A 23,000-nucleotide genomic window follows, 5' to 3' on the forward strand; every position below is an offset into this window, starting at 1 on the left:
GGTAGTTTTAGGGGCTGATGCCGCTCTCGACCACGGCGTTTAACGCAGCGTGGGACGGGCGGGTTTCAGCGTGCGAGTCGCGCCCCTTGAGGGGTTCATCGGGGTGCGCCGCGGGGTACTGCGGTAAGCGTTACGCGGAAGGTTTCTCTAGGAATAAGTTTCTCTAGGATTCTTCTGCGTTCTTCTCACCCTCGGCGGTGACACGGTTCAGGGGCACGTGCGTGGTACACACGTGAGCACCCGAAGCCATGGTTGAAAGCCTACGGACATCAACGCCGAGCAGGTCAGAAATAATCCCGGTTTCCTGCTCGCAGAACACTTGGAAGTCTCCAGCGAGGTCGCGTACCGGGCAGTGACCCTGACAGAGCTGAATACTTGCCAGAAAATGCTCGGGAACGGTTCGCCCTGCAGGAGGCGCGGTGACCTGAGCGGTCGCCACGAAACCGTCCTTGCTCATTGCCTCTGCGAGCGCCTGCGCTCTGGCTGCCACGTCATCACCGGCGGCTTCTACGACGGGTCGGTAGCGGGCTTCCATTTCTGCGGCGCGGGCGGAGGCGAAAGCTTCGAGGGCTTCCTGCCCAACCGTGTCGCGGAGCATTTGCAGGGCGTCGCGGGCGATGATGAGGTAGTCGTTGCCGAGGCGTTCGTGGCCCTGGGGGGCGATCACGTAGCGGCGGGCGGGTCGGCCAGCTCCGGCGCCGTGCTTTTTGATGGGCGCAACCTCGATCATGTTGTTGGATTCGAGGGCGTCGAGGTGGCGGCGTACCGCTGCGGGGGTGAGGCTGAGGAGCTCACCGAGGGTTGCTGCGGATACGGGGCCGTTATTGAGGACTTCACGCAGGACGCGGTCCCTGGTGCGTTCTTCTGCCTCGGCTTTGCGCTTGGATGTGCGTGCCGCGGAGGACTTTGTACTGGAAGCACCAGTAGAGCCCGAGGCGGCGGTTCGGGTGCCGTTTCGGGTCTGCGCCTCGTTCGTTGAGGCGCGCTGAGGGGTCTTATTCACGGAATACACAAGTAAAGTATGTCCTAATTAGTTTTTCTTTGGCTAGTTAGGTACCCCTACTTGCTAACTTTTCTACCTTAAAGTGAACTTTTGAGTCGTAACGGGCGTGCCTTGAACGTGAGTTAGGGCATAAGATGAAGGGGTACACACGCTCATCAGCGAAAAAATCGAAAGTGACTGTCTATGGAGACCACCACTGCGGGCCAGCAGGACCACCCGGGGCGTGCATCCGCCGTACCAACGGCACACACTGAGCACCACACGGAGCCCAGCGCCTCCCCCACCGCACGACGACGCATCGTCACCGAAGAACCGGCGCTCACCATTAAAGACCTCATCAAAGAGTTCAAACCCTCACGCGCCTTCCGCACCAAATACCCCGAACGGCTCACCGCCAGCGGGCTCTACCGCGCCGTCAACAAGGTCAACCTGCGCGTCTTCCCCGGTGAGGTGGTCGTCCTACTCGGAGCCAATGGTGCTGGCAAAACCACGACTCTCGCCTGCGCCCAGGGCCTACTTAAGCCCACCCGCGGTACCGTGCGCCTGCTCGGAGAAAACCCGCTACAGGCGGACCCGGAGCTGCGCGCCAAGGTCGGCATTATGCTCCAGGACGGCGGCCTGCCCAACGCCATGCACCCCATTCCGCTACTCGAGCACATCTCGACCATGTACACCGACCCGTACCCGGTCGAAGAGCTCGCAGAACGCCTCGGCATTGATGCCTTCAACGGCACTACGATTCGCCGCCTCTCGGGTGGTCAGAAGCAGCGCGTCTCCCTCGCCGCCGCCCTCATCGGCCGCCCGGACGTGCTCTTCCTCGACGAGCCCTCCGCGGGCCTGGATCCGCAATCCCGCAACGTCGTCTTCGATATCATTCGTGAACAGCGTGAGCTCGGCACCGCAATCGTGCTCACCACGCACCTGATTGATGACGCGCAGAAGCTCGCCGACTACGTCTACATCATTGAAAACGGCACCACAGTTCAGGAAGGTACCGTCTCCGAGCTCATCGCCAGCGACGGCACAAACCGCCTGCAGTACACACTGGATGCACCCACCCCCACCCGCGAGCAGCTGCTACCCGCGCATCTGCGTGCCGGTGTGGAGCTCATCGAGAAGGTGCCCTACACCCCGGCTCGTGACGGCGCACCCTCCGTGCCCGGCGCGTATGAGCTGGTCGGCGCGCTACGCCCCGAGCATCTGGCGGCGTTCACCTCGGCACTCGCCGAGCGTTACCTCATGCCGATTTCTCTCACCATGGAACCGAAGACTCTTGAGGATGTCTTCCTCGACATTTCAGGACGTGATATCCGATGAGCAACACCGCACGCACTAACAACAACCGGGCGGCCAACAACCGGGCAGCAGAAAACCAAGTAAAAGAAATGCCTGCAGAAGAGAACCGAGCAAAAGAGAGCCGAGCGGAAGGGAACCGAATGGAAGAACGCGCCGCGAACACCCGCCCCGCCGTAGACACCCGCCCCAGGGTCTCTTCTATTGACGAAGATGAGGAGTACATTCCCCCGCGCGCGAACTACCCGCTCGTGCGCGTGATCGAGCAGGGCCGCTACGAGACGATGGCGATGCTCCGCAACGGCGAACAGCTGATGCTCAACATTATTTTTCCCGTCATGGCACTCATTGCGTTGCGGTTCACCGGCCTGATTGATGAGTACGCAAACTCAGTCGGTGTATCCCGCATGGATGCGGCGGTCCCCGGCGTTCTGGCGCTCTGCGTGATTTCTACGGCGCTGTCCGGTCAGGGCATTGCCACAGGTTTTGATCGCCGCTACGGCGTGCTGCGATTCCTTGCGACCACTCCCCTGGGCCGTAACGGCCTAATCATGGGCAAGTGCATTGCGGTGCTGGTGGTCGTGGCGATTCAGTTCACGCTGGTTGCGGTGCTCGGCTACGGTCTGGGCTGGCGCCCGGACGCTATCGCCGTCTCTCGCTCCATCATCACGATGCTCATGGGTGCCGGCGCGTTTACAGCACTAGGCCTACTCATTGCAGGCACGGTGCGCGCGGAGGCGACCCTCGCCATCGTGAATATTGCCTGGGTCATTCTTGCCGGTGCCGGCGGCGTGGTGTTCCCGCTCAAGTCCTTCCCCGACTGGTACGCCGGAATCGTGGCGTGGTCGCCCTCGGCGGCTCTGGGTGACGCGCTGCGCGGCAACTTCATTCAGCATCAGTGGCTCGCTGACCCGCACTGGGTCCTCATTGTGTGGACCGTGGTCATTGGGTTTATTGCCTCGCGCAAGTTCAAGTGGTCTGACTAGTAGCAACCTGGCAGGCAGCGCTTTTCGCGCATACAGCTAAAGCAACTGCAGGTTAAAAAGGCGGGCGCCGGATATGTTCCGATACATATCCGGCGCCCATTCATATAACACAAACCTTTAGCCTCAACCACACACAAAGTGCACGGTCAGAGACTAAAAGAAAGCACCATCCTCCAGAACCTTTTATCTCACCACCACAGTAAGATAATCAACGGTTCTTACGCGGAGGAGGGGCTTCAATCACCGAGATGCAGACCGACCCAACCACTGTTTCGGTCTGCAACCTTCCTGCTCAACCTTAACATGAGCTTCACCACTTACACAAAAATTGTTACGTTACTGAACAATATTCAGCGCATAGCTCAGAAACACAGCTCAAACGCGCACCGCGAAATCCGCGGAGCCCGCGTTGTAGCGTCGCTTTTTCTCCATCTCAGCCCCGTATCACCCTGTGAATGTCTGCATTCACACACCGGATCCTGCCGCCTCGTGAACTATCCTGTTAAAACGAAAGGGTCGAAACAACTCTCCGGACGCCCCGCGCACAGCACCCCGTGTGCCCCGCACCTACCCGGGTGCCTACCGGCGCGGGAATAAGCGCCACCGAAGGCACGTTACACCCGACGGACAGCGCGCTAGCACAAGCCTGCTGGCGCATCCACTCACGTTGTGAAAGGACACCCACGTGGCAGAGAACTTCCAGTGGACAGAAACCGACCAGCGCGCCGTAGATACCGCACGTATCCTCGCCGCAGACGCCGTAGAAAAGGTCGGATCCGGCCACCCCGGCACCGCAATGAGCCTGGCGCCGGTCGCCTACCTGCTCTTCCAGAAGGTCATGAACCAGGATCCCTCCGACGACCGCTGGGAAGGCCGTGACCGCTTCATCCTCTCCCCCGGCCACACCTCCCTCACCCTGTACACTCAGCTGTTCCTCGGCGGCTACGGCCTCGAAATGAGCGACCTGGAAGCCCTGCGCACCTGGGGTGCCCTCACCCCCGGCCACCCCGAATACAAGCACACCAAGGGCGTAGAAATCACCACCGGCCCGCTCGGCCAGGGCCTGGCCTCCGCCGTTGGTTTCGCCTACGCACAGCGTCGTATGCGCGGCATGTTCGACCCCGAAGCAGCACCGGGCACCTCCCCCTTCGACCACCACGTCTACGTCATCGCCTCCGAAGGTGACGTGCAGGAGGGCGTGACCGCCGAAGCCAGCGCGCTTGCGGGCCACCAGGAGCTCGGCAACCTGATCGTCGTCTGGGACCGCAACCACATCTCCATTGAGGAAGACACCGACGTTGCCTTCACCGAGGACGTAGCAAAGCGCTACGAGTCCTACGGTTGGGATGTTCAGCGCGTGGACTGGACCCGCACCGGCGACTACGTTGAGGATGTCGCAGAACTGTACGCCGCTATTGAGCGTGCAAAGGCTGTCACCGACAAGCCCTCCTTCATTGAGCTGCGCACCATCATCGGCTACCCCGCCCCCACCAAGCAGAACACCGGCGCAGTGCACGGCTCCAAGCTCGGTGCTGAAGAGGTTGCCGCAACCAAGGAACTGCTCGGCTTCGACCCCGCCAAGAGCTTCTTCATCGAGGAGAACGTCCTGGCGCACACCCGCCAGCTCGTTGAGCGCGGCGCAGCGGCACACAAGGCATGGGACGAGAAGTTCGAGGCGTGGGCTAAGGCTAACCCCGAGCGCGCCGAACTGTACAAGCGCCTCGTCGCAGGCGAACTGCCCGCAGACTACAAGGCTGCCTTCCCCGTGTTCGAGGCTGGCACCTCCGTGGCAACCCGCGCGGCATCCGGCACCGTCATCAACGCTATTGCTGACACCTTCCCCGAACTGTGGGGTGGCTCCGCTGACCTCGCCGGCTCGAACCTGACCACCATCAAGGGTGCAGAGTCCTTCAACCCGGCATCGCACAGCACCGAAGACTGGACCGCGAACCCCTACGGTCGCGTGCTGCACTTCGGTATTCGTGAGCAGGCTGCCGCAGCCATCGTCAACGGTATCGTGCTCTCCTCCCCGACCCGCGCGTTCTCGGGCACCTTCTTCGTGTTCTCCGACTACCAGCGTCCGGCTGTTCGTCTCTCCGCGCTGATGGGCGTTCCCGCACTGTACGTGTGGACCCACGACTCCATTGGTGTGGGCGAGGACGGCCCCACCCACCAGCCGATCGAGCACCTCTCCTCTCTGCGCGCTATCCCCGGCTTCGACGTGGTTCGCCCCGCGGACGCAAACGAAACCGCCGTCGCATGGCGCACCATCCTGGAGAAGTCCGACCGCCCCGCAGGTATCGTGCTCTCCCGCCAGAACCTGCCCGTCTGGGCTCGTGAAGACGTGCACGCAGACGCTGAGGGTGAGAAGTTCGCTTCCGCTGAGGGCACCGCACGCGGCGGCTACATCATGGCTGACACCGAGGGCACCCCGGACGTCATCCTGATCGCTACCGGTTCCGAGGTTGAGCTGGCCGTTCAGGCTCGCGCAACCCTCGCAGAGCAGGGCATCGCCGCCCGCGTGGTTTCCATGCCTTCGCGTGAGTGGTTCGCCGAGCAGAGCGAAGAGTACCGCGAGTCGGTTCTGCCCTCCTCGGTTGCAGCCCGCGTCTCCGTCGAGGCTGGCCTGGCGATGAGCTGGTACGACCTGCTCGGCACCGCCGGCCGCGCCGTGTCCATCGAGCACTTCGGTGCATCCGCCGATGCGAAGACCCTGTACCGCGAATTCGGTATCACCGCGGAGGCTGTCGTGGCTGCCGCTATGGAATCCATCGACGCCGCTAAGTAGGCAATAACAACGCCGCGGTAACTGCCGCGCACACTGCGCTCCCCCTGTACGGGTGGGGTGCGGACGCAACGGGTAGGCTCCGGCTGACCGCTCAGCCGGAGCCTCCCGCCGCCCAGAAGATTTCACTGATATCTCAAATTTCAATTTCGACAAAGAATCGAAGGTTTTCACATGTCTGAGTCCACTCAGAAGCTTTCCGACGCCGGCGTCTCCATCTGGCTTGACGACCTCTCCCGTGAGCGTCTGACCAGCGGCAACCTCGCCGAACTCATCAAGACCCACAACGTCGTCGGTGTGACCACCAACCCCACCATCTTCGCTGGCGCGCTCTCCAAGGGCGCCGCATACGCCGAGCAGATGCGTGAACTTGCCGCCGCCGGCGCAAGCGTTGAAGAGGCAGTCTTCGCCGCAACCTGCGACGACGTGCGCGCAGCCTGCGACGTGTTTGCACCCGTTTACAAGGCATCCAACGGTTTTGACGGCCGCGTCTCCATCGAGGTTGACCCCCGCCTGGCACGCGACGCCGAAGGCACCGCCAAGATGGCACGTGAACTCTACGAGCGCGTGGGCCGCGAAAACGTCATGATTAAGATCCCCGCAACCCAGGAAGGCCTGCGCCCCATCGCGGAAACCCTGGCTGCTGGCATCAGCGTGAACGTGACTCTGATCTTCTCCCTGACCCGCTACCGCGAGGTCATCAACGCCTACATGCTCGGCCTGGAGCAGGCGCTGGAGAACGGTAAGGACCTGTCCACCATCCACTCGGTCGCATCCTTCTTCGTCTCCCGCGTAGACACCGAAATCGATGCACGCCTCGAAGCTGCCGGCGGCGACGCTGTGCAGCTCAAGGGCAAGGCAGGCCTGGCAAACGCACGCCTCGCCTACGAGGTGTTCGAGGAAATGTTCTCCTCCGAGCGTTGGGCACGCCTGCAGGCACACGGCGCGAACGTACAGCGCCCGCTGTGGGCATCCACCGGTGTGAAGGACCCGTCCCTGCCGGATACCCTGTACGTCACCGGCCTGGTTGCACCCAACACTGTGAACACCATGCCCGAGGCAACCCTGAACGCTGTTGCCGATCACGGCGAGGTTACCGGCAACACCATCGTGCCGAACTACTCCGAAGCGAATGAGGTTCTGGACGCTATCTCCGCTTACGTCTCCTACCCGGAGGTCGTGGAGAAGCTCGAGGTTGAGGGCCTGTCCAAGTTCGACGTCTCCTGGGAAGAGCTGCTGCAGACCGTCCGCGAGGCACTCGAGCAGGCTAAGTAGCGCACCCCAGTAGCCGCCGAAAATATAGCGCGGCACTAAACACTATCGGTGTGCACCGCCCGATGCGCACCGCGGCACCGCGTCCTAATCCGCCGGGGTTCCCGCCAGAGCTTCACCGCTCGGGGAATCTCGGCGAATTAGGGTGCCACTGAGACAATCCCGTCAAAACCGGTACAATACAGGGTACACACCTTCCAGAATGCGGCATCGCCTCCGCGCGAATAAGGTACGAACCGCGCGCCGCACGAACCAACCAAGGCAATCAAAGGAATATATTGTGACTATCGGTCATGAAGCGAACCCCCTCAGGGACACTCGCGACCGCCGCATTACCCGCATTGCGGGGCCGTCCGCGCTCGTCTTCTTTGGCGTAACCGGTGACCTGGCCCGCAAGAAGCTGCTTCCGGCAGTGTATGACCTCATGAACCGCGGTTTGCTCCCCCCGAGCTTCGGCCTTGTCGGCTTCGGCCGCCGCCCCTGGAGCGATGACGATTTCCGTTCCTACGTACGCGAATCCGTTGAAGCACACGCCCGTACCCCCTTCCGCGAAGACGTATGGAACCAGTTCCAGCAGGGCATGCGATTCGTCGTAGGTGCCTTTGACGACGACGCAGCCTATGAACAGCTCAAGAGCACCCTCGCCGAACTCGACGAGCGTGGCGCTCACGGCAACCACGCCTTCTACTTGTCGATTCCCCCGAAGGCATTCGAGCAGGTCCTCACCAAGCTCGCCGAACACGACCTCGCATCGCGCGATAACGACACCGTCAACCCCGTCGACGGTTGGCGCCGCGTGGTCATTGAGAAGCCCTTCGGTCACAACCTTGAAAGCGCACGCGAACTGAACTCCATCGTGGAAGCAGTCTTCCCGCCCGACGCCGTGTTCCGCATCGACCACTACCTGGGCAAGGAAACCGTGCAGAACATCCTGGCGATGCGTTTCTCCAACCAGATGTTCGAACCGCTCTGGAACTCCAACTACGTTGACCACGTCCAGATCACCATGGCAGAAGACATCGGCATCGGCTCCCGCGCAGGCTACTACGACGGCGTGGGTGCAGCCCGCGACGTCATCCAGAACCACCTGTTGCAGCTGCTCGCCCTCACCGCCATGGAAGAGCCCCTCAGCCTCGACGCCAAGCACCTGCGCGCCGAGAAGGCGAAGGTCCTCGAAGCAGTCCGTATCGACGACCTGCCGAGCTCCTTTGCACTCGGCCAGTACGCCGCAGGCTACCAGGGCGGCGAGCACGTCAACGGCTTCTTCGACGAGAACGACATCCCCGCAGACTCCCGCACCGAAACCTTCGCAGCGCTGAAGGTGTCCATCGCAAACCGCCGCTGGGAAGGCACCCCCTTCTACCTGCGCGCCGGCAAGCGCCTGGGCCGCCGCGTCACCGAAATCGCCGTGGTCTTCAAGAAATCCTCCGACCGTCTCTTCGGCGAACGTGAAAACCCGCAGGTCGGCCAGAACGCCATCGTCATCCGCGTGCAGCCCGACGAAGGCATGACCATCCGATTCTCCGCGAAGGTGCCCGGCACCCAGATGGAAATCCGCGACGTCAACATGGACTTCGGCTACGGCCACTCCTTCACCGAAGAGTCCCCCGAAGCCTACGAACGCCTCATCCTGGACGTTCTGCTCGGCGAGCCGCCGCTGTTCCCCCGCCACGAAGAAGTTGAGCTCTCCTGGAAGATCCTCGACCCCTTCGAAGAGTACTGGGAAGAAAACCGCATTAAGCCTGAACCCTACGAGTCCGGTTCGTGGGGTCCGCGTTCAGCACACGAGATGCTTGAGCGTGACAACCGCGCTTGGAGGCGCCCGTGATCTCGCACCTGCATAACACCACCGTTTCCGCTATCAACAAGGAACTGAGCCACCTGACTGCCGCCAACGGTAGCCTCAGTAGCGGACGAGTTCTCACCCTCGTTGTTCTCGCGGAAAAAGGCCACTCCCGCGAAGCAATGCGCGCCGCAATTCGTGCCTCCCACGAACACCCGAGCCGCATTATTGTGCACATCTCCCACGACCCGCTCGACCCGGACCAGCTGGATGCAGAAATCCACCTCGGCGGCGACACCGGCGCATCCGAGATGATTGTTCTGCGCGGCTGGGGTAGCGCATCTCGCCCGACCGAAGCACTGATCTCCGGTCTGTTGCTGCCGGACTCCCCGATTGTGGTCTGGTGGCCGCACTCGGTGCCCGAGAACCCGGCACAGCACTCCATCGGTCGTATCGCGCAGCGTCGCATTACCGACTCTGCACGCGCCGACGACCCGAAGGAAGCGTTGCGTAAGCTCACCGACGTATTCCGTGCAGGCGACACCGACCTGGCGTGGACCCGCCTCACCCTGTGGCGCACCCAGCTGGCAGCGCTCATGGAGCAGATGCCTTCCTCCCCCGTACGCCGCGTGGTTGTGTGGGGTTCGAGCAAGTCCCCGTCCGTGGTGCTGCTCGGTACGTGGCTCGGCTGGAAGCTTGAAGCGCCCGTACACCTCGCCACCATTGGCGCGGCAAACCGCGGCCTGTACCGCGTCAGCATTGAGCGTGAAGACGGTTCCGTGACGATGTTCCGCCCCGGCATTTCCGTGGCGACCATCTCCACCCCGTACGCACCCGATCAGCAGATTGCGCTGCCGGTGCGTACCCTCGCCGAGTGCATCTCTGAGGAGCTGCGCCGACTCGACCCGGACGACACCTACGGTGACGTGCTGAAACAGGCGCTGTGCACCGTCACCCTCGTCGATGACACCTGCCAGCCTGAAGACATGCTGGACCTCGAAGAATACCCGGAGGTTTTCGATGCCTAAGATTCAGAACATGGGCGCATCCACCCCCACCCTGGTGGCGCACCCGACCCGCGACGCTCTCGCAGCGGACGCGGTGACCCGCATCCTCGACATCATTGAGCACGTGCTCTCTGAGCGCACGATTGCCCACATTTCGCTGACCGGCGGCACCATGGGTATCGCCACCTTGAAGGCATGGGCTGAGAACGAACGTGTGAAGGATATCGACTGGTCCCGCGTGCATTTCTGGTTCTCCGATGAGCGTTACGTGCCCGAGCGTAGCCCCGAACGTAATGACGGTCAGGCTATTGAGGTGCTGCTCGCTCCCCTGCTGTCGCACGGCCTGGTCGTAGGCAATGTGCACCGCATGGGTCCGTCCGATATTTTCACCGGCCTGGAAGCTGCAGCTGAGCACTACGCCTTTGAGATGCGCGACTACGCCGGTTCTGCACCGGCTGTGAGTGTGCAGATGCCCGAGGGCGCAACCGAATTGCCGCTGGCTGGCGGTCACGGTGGCGGCGCAGGTCACGAGCACGGCGGCTCCGGCGGCTGTGGTTGTGGTGGCGGCGGTTGCGGTTCTTCCGCACCCGAGCAGTCCATCGAAGAGACCACCCTGGACGAATTTGACGCTGAGGCTGCTGAGCCCGCAGGTGGTTGCGGATGCGGCGGCGGAGGCTGCGGTGGTGGCGGTGGTGGCGGTGGCGGCCAGTGGCCCGCACCGGTCTTTGACATCACCCTGCTGGGCATGGGCCCGGACGGTCATATTGCTTCCCTGTTCCCGGGCCGTAAGCAGGTTCTGCTGGGTACCGGTCTGCCGGAGGATCCAGTTGAGGGCGGTAAGGCTGTGACCGTGATGGTTTCTGATTCGCCGAAGCCGCCGGCTGAGCGCGTGTCGGTGACCCTGCCGATTATCAATAATTCGCGTCACGTGTTCTTCCTCATCACCGGTGAGGATAAGCAGGATGCGACCAGCCGCCTGCTAGCTGGCGCGAAGCTGGACGCTGAGGACCTGAACGCGGAGCTGCTGCTGGAAACCCCGGCGGTGGGTGCGCGCGGTAAGAAGCAGACCCTGATTTTTGCAACCGAGGAGTCGCTGGCTCCTGAGAACCGCCCGTAAGGTTCGGTTCTGAACTGCATTGGATAAAGGGTGGAGCCCCGGATAGACATCTATCCGGGGCTTTTCTCTATGGTTTTTAAACCAGCCCAAATGGTACTAGAAGTGGTACCATGAAGTATGCCGAGTCACACTCTCCCCCGCCAAGAGCTCTACACCTACCGCGTCGAGTGGTCTGAAGACGACCAGGAATTTGTCGGAACCGTCGCAGAATTTCCCAGCCTCTCATACTTGGCACCGACCTCGACCGAAGCATTCGCGGGTATTCGAGAAGTCGTCGCCGATACCCTTGAGATTCTTGAAGAAGACGGCCGCGAGGCACCCGAACCGTTCTCTCTGCGTTCCTTCTCAGGACGATTCAACTTGCGTGTTTCACCGCAATTGCATCGTCGTCTGGTTCAGCAGGCAGCGCTTTCTCACCAGAGCCTGAACCAGTACGTGAGCCAACAGCTCGAAGCAGTCGCCTAAGTAAGCCAGTATGTCTTCATCATCCAACGAAGATTCCAAAATGTTATGACATGACAAAAGAGTGGAGCCCCGGATAGTTTCGACTATCCGGGGCTCCACTCTTTTGCTACGCCTACCTACTGTTCAGCAGCGGCAGGATTCTGTGGATCCTGTTCCTGGGCCTCCTCCGCTTCGTTCTCAAAGCCCACGTACAGTGCCGCCAGCGACGGAACCGTCGCCTCCAGCACCTGCTGCGCCTCCTCGGGGCTCGAGGTGAGCTTCGCGCCGGTCAGCTGCAGGTACTCGCGCACCGTCATGGGCTGCGCCCAGTCAAAGTGCTCCCGCACGGCGGTGATGTTCGCGCCGGACTGCAGCACGTTAATGCCGTGGGCAAGACCAATATCCGTCACCTTCACGATGGCGTCGGTCTCATCGGGGATGTCGTACGGGTCGCGGTTCTGCAGGTCCACGATGAACGGCAGCACGCCGCGGCTCTCAGCGCGCAGAGTGAACTTGGTGTGCACCTGGCTCACCTCGTGCACCTCGCCCACGCCCACGGCGGGCACCACCATGAAGCCCGCCTGCAGGTCGTTCACCGCGGCCAGGGTGTGTGCTTCCCCGAAGCCGGAGTACAGCTGCACCACCGGCACGAGGTAGCACACTTCCGCCTTGAGCGCCTTGCGAGCCTCAATGTCGATGTATTCCCAGGCGCCGCCGGTACCGTCGGTAATGTCGCCGGAGTGGTGCGCGTAAATGGCGCCCTGGCTGTTCTTCACGGTCTGCGACCAGTAGCTGATCTTGTCCATGTAGTTGCCTTCGGCATCGAACATCATCAGCGACAGGTCAATGTCCACACCCTCATCCCAGAAGCAGAAGAGGCGGATCACGCCGGTGGGCGGCAGGTGCACCGTCGAGGTGTTGTAGCGGCCCATGCCGTCCAGGGAGGGGCGGGCACTGCGGGTGTTCAGCGGCATGATTGTATCGCCCACCTGCTCGGGCAGGTAGATGGAGGTCTCGGCAAGACGGCCGGACAGGCCAATCTCGACCAGACGCTCCAGCAGGTCAAGCACCGCCGGGCTGTACTCGCGCGCCGGAATCATGGTGGCGATACCGGTCTTGGACAGGTTCATGCGCTGCGGGGCGGCAGGCTGAGCCTTCTGAACGGAAGCCGCGGCACGCTGAGTGTTTCGCGGGCTTTCAGGGACAGAGGTGTGCGGGTTAGACAGGCCGGCGTTACGGTCAAAGAACGAGCCCAGCGGGTTCGGGATGCCCGCGTTCTGCATGATGTTCTGAACCCTCGCGACGCCCTCCGGGTTACGGCGCGCGTAGTCAGCGAGCTCACGGTCCTCCTGCACCGCCACCGGGTTGGCGGGGCGCTCCTTCGGCGGGTTCGCGAGCGCGTTACGCTGCAGGGTCACCAGGTTACGGATCTGCACCAGGATGGGCGCGGAAACGCGCGGCGCCACGGCGGCAAACGCGTCAAAGATGACCTGCTGGCCGGGGCTCGGCGCGGTGTCGATACCGTAGCGGGGCACCTCGAAAGCGTCCAGGGCGCGCACCAGCTGGCGTGCAAACACGCCGGGGCGTGTGGAGAGCAGACGTGCCACGTTCTGCGCATCCCGGGTTGCGTAGGCGCGGTCTACCAGCGATTCGAAGCTGTACACCTCGCCGCGGTACAGGTCGTCAGCCCAGCGGCTCAGCGCGGTCAGTGACGGGTAGTCGCCGGGGTGAATCGCCTTGACGAGGCGCTTGTACATCTCTGCATTGGGCGCGCTGTCGTAGCGGGCACCGACCGGGTCAGCTTCCAGCACCCGGTTGAGCAGGTGCGCGATGCGGGTGCGTTCGCTACGACGCAGCTTCAGGCGCGGTGCGATGCTCAGGCTCAGGTCACCCACCGTGCCGTTGAAACGCAGGCGCGAGTATGCGGCGGCGAGAGCGAGCGCCTCCTTCATAGTGTGCAGACGCTCAGCGTCTTCGGGGTGCAGGCAGGCGGCGATGAACACGCGGTTCTCGCGGCTGGTGTTCTCTGGTCGGGCAGCCGGCAGCGCGTCATGCTGGGCAAGGAAACGGCGCAACGCCACAAGGTCGCGCTGGTCGGTCTGGTTGTACGCCTGCTGCTGACCGAGCAGCTGCTGGTAGAGGGCACCCGCCATGATCAGGGCGTTCTGCACGCCGCTGACCATCTGCAGGGGTCGGCGGTTGCGTTCCATGGACGCGAAGTTGGAGCGGCTCATCGGCTGCTGCCACTCGTAGGGCACGTAGTTCTCGGGCAGGCCGCCAAGAATGCGCTCGGTGCCGTCCGGGTTATAGTACGGGTTGGAGAGGTAGTGCATAATCTGCTCGGTGTAGCGCTGCTCGTCGGTGAGCGTCAGGGCGCGCAAATCAAAGTCGCGGCGGAACACGCGGCCGGGACGGTACCCGTATTCGTAGGACCAGATGGTCGCGAACAGGGCAAATTCGTTGGCGCTGGCGTTCAGCGCCTGGGCGAGGGACTCAGGGCTGAGGGTCAGACCGCAATTGCTCAGGACGGATACTCGCCCCAGGTCGGTGTCGAATGCGCCGGAGTGGTGCAGCTCGTTAATGCTCGAGTAGTTCGAGCGGTAGTAGGGGCCGTACAGGTCGGTGAAGACGTATACGCCGTAGCGGCGCATCAGGATGAGGCGCACGAGGGGGCTGAGGCCCTCGGGCGCTTCGCCGTGAAGGTAGGCGGATTCGTTGAAATAGGGTGATTCCTGCAGGTAGGGGGATGCATCGTAGGGAGTGGTCACGGGTCGTCCTTTCCGTTGGTCTCACCCGGCTGTCACCGTCGGTGGTGTGTCTATGTTCTTATCGTAGCGGCGTGGGTGCGGGTTGTCGCGGGGTTTGGTCATCGGTGACCTGCGGGGGCAACAGGCGGTTACGTAAGCGGAGCCTAGGCGGTGTTTATCCGCCGCATGCTTGTCCATCAGCCGCTTATCTGTCAGCCGCGTGGGAACGGGGGATTAAAAGAAAAATGGCGGGAAGCGAAGAATCCGATAAATATAGGAAAAGATATTTCAGAAAGTAGGACTCTTCATGATCCGCCATTACCTATAGAGTACTCCCGCCCCGCGACGGTGGTCAAGCCGTTTCGTCACCGAAGCATACTAGGGGTTTCTACTAGGGGGTTTCTACCCGCCGGTGAGGCTCTAGCTAAGGAACAAGTAGCCTCACCGGCAGGTAGGTTTTTCGGGTTAGGACTCCCCGAGCAGGGCGAGCGCAGCTTCGCGGGCGGCAAGTGCCTCCTCAGTCACGCGCGGGGTCACCGCGGCCAGGGCACGCAGGCTCTTCGCCAGCACCGTGGAGCCCTTCATCTTCGGCTCCAGGACGGCGGGGATTTCAACCGGCGTGCCGTACAGCTCGGCAAGCTCCACCGCAAGCTTCACAAGGGACGCACCCTGACCCACCTGCGGAGCCAACGGAAGAATCCAGCGCACCGTCTGGAAGACAGACCACCCCGCCAAGGGACTCAACGAAGCGGCATCGTTCAACGTCTGCACCAGACGATTCGCCCCGAACCAGCCGTGCTCCAGGAGGTACCCGAGCTCACTGGCGAAAAGGTGCGCATCCCAGTTGCCGCGGTCAATGAGGGAGGCAATCGTCTCCGCCGTCAACGCGCGACGCTCCGGGGCGTACACTACAGAAGCCCACGCCAGGAAGTTATACGACGGCACACCCAGAGCACGCTCCGCCGCACCTAGCGCCTGCAGAACCTCCTCAAAACCGTGAAGACGAGAGAACTGATACACGCTCAGCAACGGCTTATACTGCGCCGCCAGAAGGTCCGGGTTGTGGCGCATCGCCCAGGCGTACCAGCCACATACCAGGGCGACAGACGGCACCTCGGCATGTTCCAGGGAACGCCCCGGATACTCCACACAGGCACCAGCCACCGTGTATGCCGCCGCCGTGAACGTACTCCGCTCCGTGGCTAGCTCCTCCCCCGGCACCCGCCACAGCTCATAGGTGGAATCATTCACCTCATACTCGCCGTGCAGAACCTTCGGAAACGCCTCACGGTACGACTTGAAACGAATCACCGTGCGCTCAAAAGAACGCTCCACCGCAGGCAGCGGCTCAGCCAGCAGAGGCGCAAAGCCCTGCCCAGCCGCGCCCTCGCTACTATAGGGCTGATCCCCGAACGCAACGCGAAGCTGCTCGTGGAACAGCGCCGTCGGCGACCGGTACGCCCAATATTCGCTACCCTTACGCGGGTACCCCCTGAAATGAAAATCAGCACCCTGAAAACGACCCGTGTGCTCGGTGAGTGCTGCCTGCGGGTCAGGGTCTGCGGCGTGCACATGCTGGACCAGCAGCCGGTAGGCGAGGTAGCGCAATTGGTCGCAAACGTCATGCCAGGCACGGCTCAGGTAACGACGCAGATGCTTCTGAAAAGCGGGACTGAACTCAATGACTCGCCCCTCCTGATGCGCCCGATGCAGGTAGTTCAGCAGCGCCGGGATGCGGCGGGCAGACTGCTCCCTCTCGTTGAGGTGGTAGAGGGCGAACAGCAGCTCTTCGCAGTCCCGGTCGTTGCGAATAGCATCCCGGGTAGCTTCGGAGGCGCGCCCCGCCTGCGGCGCCGCGTTGAGGGCGGCATTCACCTCCGATGCTGAGAGCCCAAGGGCAGGGACATCCGGAATCCGCACACTACGGGGCGGCTGATCTGAGGCAGGCTGAATCGAACTAGGCTGTGCAGGCACAGTGTCAGGGCACAGCTTCTGGGCGCGGTCCTTGAGCTCCAGAGGAAGAACCTCCACAGCATCCTGCACATATGCAGACACCTCACCGGCACGTTCTGGTACCGCCCGGACACTCAACTCAAACACCTTCAAACCGGCGGTCATCAGCTTCTTCTCACGCCGGAACAGCAACTGCGCGGCGGCAGGTAGCGCCTCCGCCACCAGGGTTTGAAGCTCATCAGCAGTCAGCGGCGCCTGACCGGCAGAGGCAGCACCGCCAGACGGCGCGCAGACCTGCAGAATACTCTGTAAGATCTGCGCACCCAAAGCAGCCGTGGTCGCCACCGGCGAAGCCAACAACGCCGGAATCAGCGCACCGTGCCGAGCATAGGATTGCGCCCGCTCCGCCAAAGCCTGCTTACGTTCAGCACCCCGCAGACCCTTCGGGACCGCCGTCAGCGCCTCAAAGGCACGCGAGAAAACGCGGGCGTTCTGCGGCGCATAATCACGCAGCAATGCCTGAACGCACTCCTGCTCAATCCGGGCGCGATACTGCGGAAAATGCTCCGCCAAATACACCAGCAAATCATGACCGCAGATGGTCAGCTGAGCATCATAAATAAACCAAATCGCGAAACCATTCGAGGGCATGGCACCCTCCACGGTAAACAGCGCCCAGATCTTTTCCCAGTGCTCCGGATGCTCCCTAAAGAATTCAGCAATCGCCTCATCATCCATAGAACGCATGGAACGGCCCGGCACAATACGCCACAGAAACTCCTGCAGGTATTCGGCACTCCACGCAGGCGCCGCAGGATGCACGCTTTCAGGCACAGTATTAGGCACCGTTCTCACCCAGTAGCGCAAGCGCGGCCTCGCGGGCGGCAAGCGCCTCCTCAGTCACGCGCGGGGTCACCGCAGCCAGGGCGCGCAGTGCTTTCGCCAGCACCGTGGAGCCTTTCATTTTCGGCTCCAGGACGGCGGGAATCTCAACCGGCGTGCCGTACAGTTCGGCAAGCTCCACCGCCAGGCGCACATAGTCGCCGCCCTTCGTCAGCTCACCGACCATCGGCAGCAGCAGGCGCAGAACCTGCAGCACACGCCAACCCGCCAGAACACCGATACCCGACACCTCACGCAGGGTCGCCACCAGGCGGTTCGCAAGGACCATCCCGTCCTCCAGAGCCCACTTCAGGGTCTCTGCGAAGGTTGACGTATCCAGCAGGCCCGCCTCAAAGAGCGCCGCAATGGCCTCTGCCGCCGCCAGACGGTACTCAGGATTCTTCGCGCTCGCCACATAGCCGAGCAGAGTGCAGGTCGGGGCGCCCACCTGCACGGTAGACTCCCTCAACGCACGCATGAGTACGGGAACGGGGGTGACGGTCTTCTCCTCAACGCACTCCGAAGCGGCAAACAGGAAGTATGCAGAGAGCAGGTCCGGGTTGTTCTGAAGCAGCCAGGACGCCCATTCGGTAAGCGCCGTCATGAAGTCGCCCTGCCAGCCGTACGATTCAGAAGCATTCGGCAAAAAGGTGAAGGGAATGAACGCGGTGTTCAGTACCTCGTAGGCGATGGTCTCCTCGGGGCTCATGCTAGCGGTTGCGTGGCTCAGCGCCTCGCGCGCCTCATCCACGGTATCCGTGATATCGCTCTCGACCTGCCACATCGGTTCATGACGAACAAAGTCGGCGGCAACAAATTTTCCGGTGGATTCTCCCGCTTGGCTAGCTTTACGGTATTCCTCAACCTTGCTGTCATTAAGGCCGGAATAGTAGACGCTCCAGGGGATATCCAGGGCAGAAACAGTGCGATAAGTCCAGTCGCTGTAGGTAAGCTGACGGGCAGGTAGTGGTGCGCTCAGCAGGCGCACCATGCGACCTTCTGTGTGGTACTCTCCCCCGGCGGCGACGGCACGCATCTGCTCGCGGAAGATCTTGTAGAGGTCACGGTAGCCTTCTAGCGACGTGTAGCCAGGGTCCCAGAGGTGGTGCTTATTCTGGACGACCAGGCGCACCATCTCTTCTGTAGAAATGAGCTTGCTATGGTCGCTGGAGCGCCGCCATATCAGCTGGCTACGTTCAAAACGCTGCATGATCGAAGCCATTTCGGAAATTTCCTCAGACTTGTATCCCGCGGCCTCGGCGTTAGCTTCCAACACGGCGCAGAGCGCAGGCATGTACGCGACGTTGTTGTAGCTGTAATGGTCAGCAATTTTGCGCAGGGTACGAAGCTGCTGCTGTTCCGCCGGTGCCAGCTTGTCGGTCGCGGCAAAGTGGTAAAGACGCGCCAGGTTCTCACCAGTAGCGCGGGGGCTCTTCTCCCCCGCCACACGGCCGGAGGTGGTGTTCGATTCCTCGATCAGCAGGGCGCAGAACTCGTTCAGATTCGTAATGGGGGTGAACGGCTCATGATGCGGGGTACCGGGCAATAGCACCGGCGGCACCTCTACGGAGGCGCCCGCCGCCTCCGCCTCTTCCTGCTGGGGCAGGCGGTCTTCGGGCAGGCAGGCTTCCGCGGCACCGCGCAGTTCCAGGGGTAGCACCTCGTAGGCTTCGAGGACGCGGTCGGCAACATAGTTGGCGAGCGCCACCTGCTCGGCGGTTTGCGCCTTCTTACGCTTGGCTTTACTCAAACCGGCGTACTGGGTGGCGATGAGCTTGAGCAGGCGCAGGGCGCCGCGCTGAATCTTCTTTTCGGTGCGGTAGAGGTTCGCGCCGAGTGCGTCGATGAGCTGTTCCAGGTCAAGCTGTTCGAGGGGTTGCAGATCGGGGGTCTTCTGCAGGGCGGCGGGTGCGCAGGCTTTGAGCACGTTCTGCAGCATGGTCTGAGCGAATCCGACGGAGGCACTGGGCTCTGCGGTGAGGACAGCCATGAGCTGCCCGAAGCGTGCCCGGTTTTCTGCGTCGGTGGGCTGCAGATCGGTGTAGACGGAGTGGAACGCAGCCGAGTTGAAGGCACTGAAATCGCTGGTCAGGCCACGCAGCAGGGCGTCCAGAATCTCGTCGCGAATGTCGAAGTATTCGCCCATCAGGCGGCACAGTTCGGCGCTTTCGCCCATGTAGTTGCCGTAGCCTTTGAAGAGCACCCCTTCGGTACGGAAAACCGCCCAGAATTCCTGGTCGAGCAGGGTCATATCGCGGGTGAAGAAGGTTTTGAGCTGGGCGTGATTGCTGGCGCTTCCCTTCTTCACGCAGGGTAGAGCTTCATGCAGGAAAAGGACCAGGTATTCGGGGGCATCGCAGCTCAGGTTTCGAGCGCGAAGCAGCGTGTAGCAGGTTTCCCAGATCTTCTTCGAGCGCGCCCAAGAATTCGGCAGCCCCTCAATAAAACGCAGAATCCACTCCTCGGGGCGTTCGGTGGCGCCGAGCAGGAACGCGTCAATCAGCTGCTGATCGGGTTTCCCCTCCCAGAGCAGGGTGCGCATGGCGCGGCCGGCGGAACGGTGGTATTCCCAAGGGTCGCCGTCGGGAGTGCGCACGAGCGCCCCGGCAACGTAGGCGGCGAGCGGGGTGCGGTTAATGTGGTCGCTACCGATGACGCTCTTGGGGGTGAGGGTTCGGGCGAGGGAGGCGCGCTCCTCCTCGGTAGCGCCAGTGATGACGGCATGGTATTCCTGCACGTCAGTTGATTCTGCCGCCATGAGGGCTTTGAGAGCGGCACGGCGCTCTTCAAGGGTGCGCTCCCCTGCGTTATGCGGCTGGGCGGTATCAGTCATCGGTACCTGCTTTCAGAGTTGATGGTGAATGGTTGCAAAGAGTTGAATGGAGGGTTTGAACGGGTGCGGGCGGGGCGGTTAGCCCTGCACCTGGTTGAGGATATTCCGGGCGTACCGCGCCTTCTGCGAAGAACCGGTCAGCGTACCCAACCAGGCACGCAGCGGCTCATCCACAAGCTCCGCACGGGTAGCAGGATCGAGAGTCGCCAACGCCTGGCTGAAGGCGCCCAGCAGCTTACCGAGCGAGTTCGCCCCGGTATCCAGGTGCGGTATGAGGCGCGCGAAGAAGCGCACTGCCGCCCGCGCATCCAGCTGGGCGAAGTCGGTGAGGGCGAGCGCCCAACGGTTCAGCATCGCCAGCGGCGCAAAGTTCACGAAGCCTGCCGTGGTGTCCTCAAGGCTGAGCTGGTCGTCCAGCACGCGGTGCATGATTTCCACGGCGAGGGAACGAATCTCAACGCGTTGCTCCGAGAAGCCCGCGGCAAACACGAACGCGCAGGCGGGACCCCACGCGCCGGGGTGCGCCGCCAACGCCAAATACAGGCTCCGGTCAAAGGCGCTGTGATCCAAGCTGTACCAGTTGCTACTAGCGCAGTAGAAAGCCAGCGGTTCTGCCCGTGAGGGATAGATCAGGGCGTACTGTCCTTCTTCGTCGTGGTGGGCGGTGGCGAGTCCGCGGAAAGCGTTCAGCTCGGGGGTGGAAGCGCCGTGCGCCACCCCGTTCAGCTGAAGGCCCCAGCTTTTTTCCCGCTGGGTTACCGTGATGGATTCCAGGTAGGGGTTGACGCGCCCGGTGGCGAGGGTACCGTCAAGGGCGGAGCGGAGCACACGAATCTGGGTAGGAGCAGAGCGCGGAGCGTCCTGCCCAGCGTTCTTCACGTATTGCTCTTCGAGGCTTTCAAGCAGGGTCAGCGCCTCAGCGCGGCGGTTCTGCGCATCCTGTCGCTGCTCGTCAGTAGCGTATGGAGGTAGCACCTCCGGCACGCGCACACGCAGTAGCGCCGCAGTGAAATCCTGGCGCAGGATGGGGGCTCCATCAGCCAGGTTCTTGGTGTACCGGCGCACCAGGGTATCCGGATGCACCCACCCGCCAAACAGCTCAGGGGTGGCGAGCGGGGTGTAGCTCTGCCTGCTCTGCAGCACGCCGAGGGCATCCTTGAATCCGGTGCTGAAGAACGCGGCGTGGCGGGAGTACATGTAGTGCAGGTTTGGCACCGTACCGGGGTCTTCCCTCGGGGTCATTTCCGACGCCTTCGGGCGCTCACGCAGCTTCCCGGCGGCGGCAAGAACCGTCAAGTGCGCGCGCATGTCGAACCATGTCAAACCCCAGTGGTTCAGCTTTTTCAGGCAGATAGGAACCAGCTGTTCGAGCAGTTTGGGGCTCTGCGCGACGCCGTCGGCGCTGAACAGGTAGGCGGTGAGCAGTTCCAGTTCCAGCTCGCATCCGGCGTGCGTTTCGGGTTGGTCTGCTTCGCTGAGAGTGTCGGGGGTGGCGCAGGGCGCGACCTGGTGGTGCAGGAGCGCACGGGCGCGTTCTTGCACGTCAGATGCGGTAATGGCGCGCACGGGGGTGTCCCAGTACCGGTGGATTACGGCGCGGGAGGCGGCGAGCGCCTCCGCGGCGGCGGCCTCAAGGTCAGCAGCTTCAGTGAGGGCTGCGTCTTCCGTGCCGCTCCCCCGGCTATTCTCCGGGCTGTACCCATCTTCGAGGAGCGGCGAGCCCTGAATCTGAGCCACAACGAGCGGATCCAGCTGGGAGCGGTAGTCGCGGTAGAGTTCGCGGGCACGCTCAGCGAACACAACAGCGTCGGCGCTCGCGTTGTCTGCGGCGCCCGCCTGCACCCATTCTTCGAGGTGTTTGAGGGCGGCGGCTTGAACCTGCGCGTGGGTGTGGCTGAGCGCCATGACCACGGCGTCTTCGCAGGCGGCAGCGTCGAGGGTGCCCGCCCGGTACAGCGCCTGGAGCATGGTCAGGATTTTGAGTGCGTTTGCTTTGGTTCCGGCGCATACGGCGGGTGCCGCGTAGGCGAAGGCGGTAGCGTCCAGCGCCTGCGGGTTTTTGGTCCAGAGGCGGTGAATATGCTGCACACCAAGGGTTACGCTCGGACCGATGGGTGAGGAGAAAAGCGTCAGAAATTCGCTCTGACGTGCCTCGATTTCTTCGGCGGTGAGTTTGAGCCCGGTGACCAGGCGTGAGAACCAGCCGACCCGGTACGCCGGAAAGTCGCTCATGAGGGAGCTCAGGAGCGCATCAATCAGGCGGTCACGGCTAATCAGCCCGGTTTCGCTGGCTTCGATGAGGGCACAGGACCAGCCGGGGTTGTTGACCTTCTGCCCGGGCTTGTAGGAGTCACGCTGGGTGAGGGATACGTCCCGGTTACCTTCGACGGCGAGCATACCCCAGATGAGTTCTTCGCGGAGCTGTTCGTCCTCGCGCAGCAGCGGGAGGATCAGCTCGCGGTCGCAGTTGATGAGGGCGGTGTAGTATTCCTCGTCATGTTCGAGGCGCGCCCCGCCGTAGAGCTCAGCTAGGCGCATGGCAACACCTCCGGTGAACCAGCCGAACTCTGCGTAGGCTTTAACACGGTCCTGCGTGACGGTTCCGGGCGTGTTTTTACCGAGCTGGGAGCCGTAGGGGGTGGTGGTGATGTCGAAGTACTGCCAGCGGCGGTAAATCTGTTCGAGGGTGCCGCCGACCGCCAGGATGTTGGCGAGGTTGCGGTTGAAGTGCATGATGTCGCTCCAGGTTTTCTGCTGCCTGAGGAGCGGGTAAATGACTTCACCGGGAAGCGGCTCGGTGATGACACCTTCGGGGAAGGTGTGCGTTTCGGGGCGTTTGCTCATGATGGTCTTTCGGAAGGAAGCTGAAGCGAGCTTTTGGGGCGTCGTCTTTTA

13 protein-coding genes are annotated in these 23,000 nt (G+C 62.4%); 8 read left to right on the plus strand and 5 right to left on the minus strand.

The genetic code is table 11. The features are described from left to right. Positions 1-163 precede the first annotated feature (163 nt). The gene (locus tag HMPREF2845_RS05340; RefSeq protein ID WP_049327159.1) at positions 164-1,012 is read right to left on the minus strand and encodes a helix-turn-helix transcriptional regulator; all 849 of its coding nucleotides are present in this window, start codon (positions 1,010-1,012) and stop codon (positions 164-166) included. A gap of 174 nt (positions 1,013-1,186) precedes the next feature. On the opposite strand from HMPREF2845_RS05340, the gene HMPREF2845_RS05345 reads away from it, so the two are divergent. From HMPREF2845_RS05345 to HMPREF2845_RS05380, 8 genes are all read left to right on the plus strand, one after another. Further along, complete coding sequence (locus HMPREF2845_RS05345; protein ID WP_049349667.1) at positions 1,187-2,320, plus strand: ABC transporter ATP-binding protein; 1,134 nt, start codon at positions 1,187-1,189, stop codon at positions 2,318-2,320. Beyond that, the gene (locus tag HMPREF2845_RS05350; RefSeq protein WP_070634079.1) at positions 2,317-3,282 is read left to right on the plus strand and encodes an ABC transporter permease; all 966 of its coding nucleotides are present in this window, start codon (positions 2,317-2,319) and stop codon (positions 3,280-3,282) included. Before HMPREF2845_RS05345 ends, HMPREF2845_RS05350 begins: the two co-directional genes overlap by 4 nt. Before the next feature lie 685 nt (positions 3,283-3,967). After that, positions 3,968-6,070 (plus strand): transketolase, encoded by a 2,103-nt coding sequence (gene tkt, locus HMPREF2845_RS05355; protein ID WP_070634080.1) that lies wholly within the window; start codon positions 3,968-3,970, stop codon positions 6,068-6,070. 171 nt (positions 6,071-6,241) lie between these two features. Further along, entirely contained in the window at positions 6,242-7,342 is a 1,101-nt protein-coding gene (gene tal, locus HMPREF2845_RS05360; protein ID WP_070634081.1) for a transaldolase, read from the plus strand. Positions 7,343-7,619: 277 nt separating this feature from the next. After that, entirely contained in the window at positions 7,620-9,167 is a 1,548-nt protein-coding gene (gene zwf / locus HMPREF2845_RS05365; RefSeq protein ID WP_070634082.1) for a glucose-6-phosphate dehydrogenase, read from the plus strand. Continuing rightward, positions 9,164-10,150: a glucose-6-phosphate dehydrogenase assembly protein OpcA gene (locus HMPREF2845_RS05370; protein WP_005506118.1), complete on the plus strand. Its 987-nt coding sequence runs from the start codon at positions 9,164-9,166 to the stop codon at positions 10,148-10,150. Before zwf ends, HMPREF2845_RS05370 begins: the two co-directional genes overlap by 4 nt. Further along, complete coding sequence (locus HMPREF2845_RS05375) at positions 10,143-11,246, plus strand: 6-phosphogluconolactonase (RefSeq protein ID WP_070634083.1); 1,104 nt, start codon at positions 10,143-10,145, stop codon at positions 11,244-11,246. Before HMPREF2845_RS05370 ends, HMPREF2845_RS05375 begins: the two co-directional genes overlap by 8 nt. A 117-nt stretch (positions 11,247-11,363) precedes the next feature. Further along, a complete protein-coding gene (locus HMPREF2845_RS05380; RefSeq protein ID WP_012903584.1) occupies positions 11,364-11,711 on the plus strand; it encodes a type II toxin-antitoxin system HicB family antitoxin in 348 nt (115 codons plus the stop codon). 116 nt (positions 11,712-11,827) lie between these two features. Here the strand turns inward: HMPREF2845_RS05380 and HMPREF2845_RS05385 are convergent, their stop codons facing one another. The 4 genes from HMPREF2845_RS05385 to HMPREF2845_RS05400 form a co-directional block, all read right to left on the minus strand. After that, entirely contained in the window at positions 11,828-14,458 is a 2,631-nt protein-coding gene (locus HMPREF2845_RS05385; protein ID WP_070634084.1) for a hypothetical protein, read from the minus strand. Between the two features lie 444 nt (positions 14,459-14,902). Continuing rightward, positions 14,903-17,236 (minus strand): DUF7825 domain-containing protein, encoded by a 2,334-nt coding sequence (locus HMPREF2845_RS05390; RefSeq protein WP_070634085.1) that lies wholly within the window; start codon positions 17,234-17,236, stop codon positions 14,903-14,905. Next, the gene (locus tag HMPREF2845_RS05395) at positions 17,229-20,105 is read right to left on the minus strand and encodes an endonuclease (protein WP_070634086.1); all 2,877 of its coding nucleotides are present in this window, start codon (positions 20,103-20,105) and stop codon (positions 17,229-17,231) included. Before HMPREF2845_RS05395 ends, HMPREF2845_RS05390 begins: the two co-directional genes overlap by 8 nt. A gap of 78 nt (positions 20,106-20,183) precedes the next feature. Beyond that, positions 20,184-22,949 (minus strand): DUF6493 family protein, encoded by a 2,766-nt coding sequence (locus tag HMPREF2845_RS05400; RefSeq protein ID WP_070634087.1) that lies wholly within the window; start codon positions 22,947-22,949, stop codon positions 20,184-20,186. Positions 22,950-23,000 lie beyond the last annotated feature (51 nt).

Source organism: Rothia sp. HMSC065B04, assembly GCF_001812285.1.
In the GTDB taxonomy this organism is placed as follows: Bacteria; Actinomycetota; Actinomycetes; order Actinomycetales; family Micrococcaceae; genus Rothia; species Rothia mucilaginosa.

Bases quoted from the DNA above. Each gene is read 5' to 3' on its own strand.
- HMPREF2845_RS05395 (WP_070634086.1), bottom strand. From the start codon at position 20,105: ATGACTGATACCGCCCAGCCGCATAACGCAGGGGAGCGCACCCTTGAA.
- HMPREF2845_RS05350 (WP_070634079.1), top strand. From the start codon at position 2,317: ATGAGCAACACCGCACGCACTAACAACAACCGGGCGGCCAACAACCGG.
- HMPREF2845_RS05345 (WP_049349667.1), top strand. From the start codon at position 1,187: ATGGAGACCACCACTGCGGGCCAGCAGGACCACCCGGGGCGTGCATCC.
- tal (WP_070634081.1), top strand. From the start codon at position 6,242: ATGTCTGAGTCCACTCAGAAGCTTTCCGACGCCGGCGTCTCCATCTGG.
- HMPREF2845_RS05400 (WP_070634087.1), bottom strand. From the start codon at position 22,949: ATGAGCAAACGCCCCGAAACGCACACCTTCCCCGAAGGTGTCATCACC.
- HMPREF2845_RS05380 (WP_012903584.1), top strand. From the start codon at position 11,364: ATGCCGAGTCACACTCTCCCCCGCCAAGAGCTCTACACCTACCGCGTC.
- HMPREF2845_RS05375 (WP_070634083.1), top strand. From the start codon at position 10,143: ATGCCTAAGATTCAGAACATGGGCGCATCCACCCCCACCCTGGTGGCG.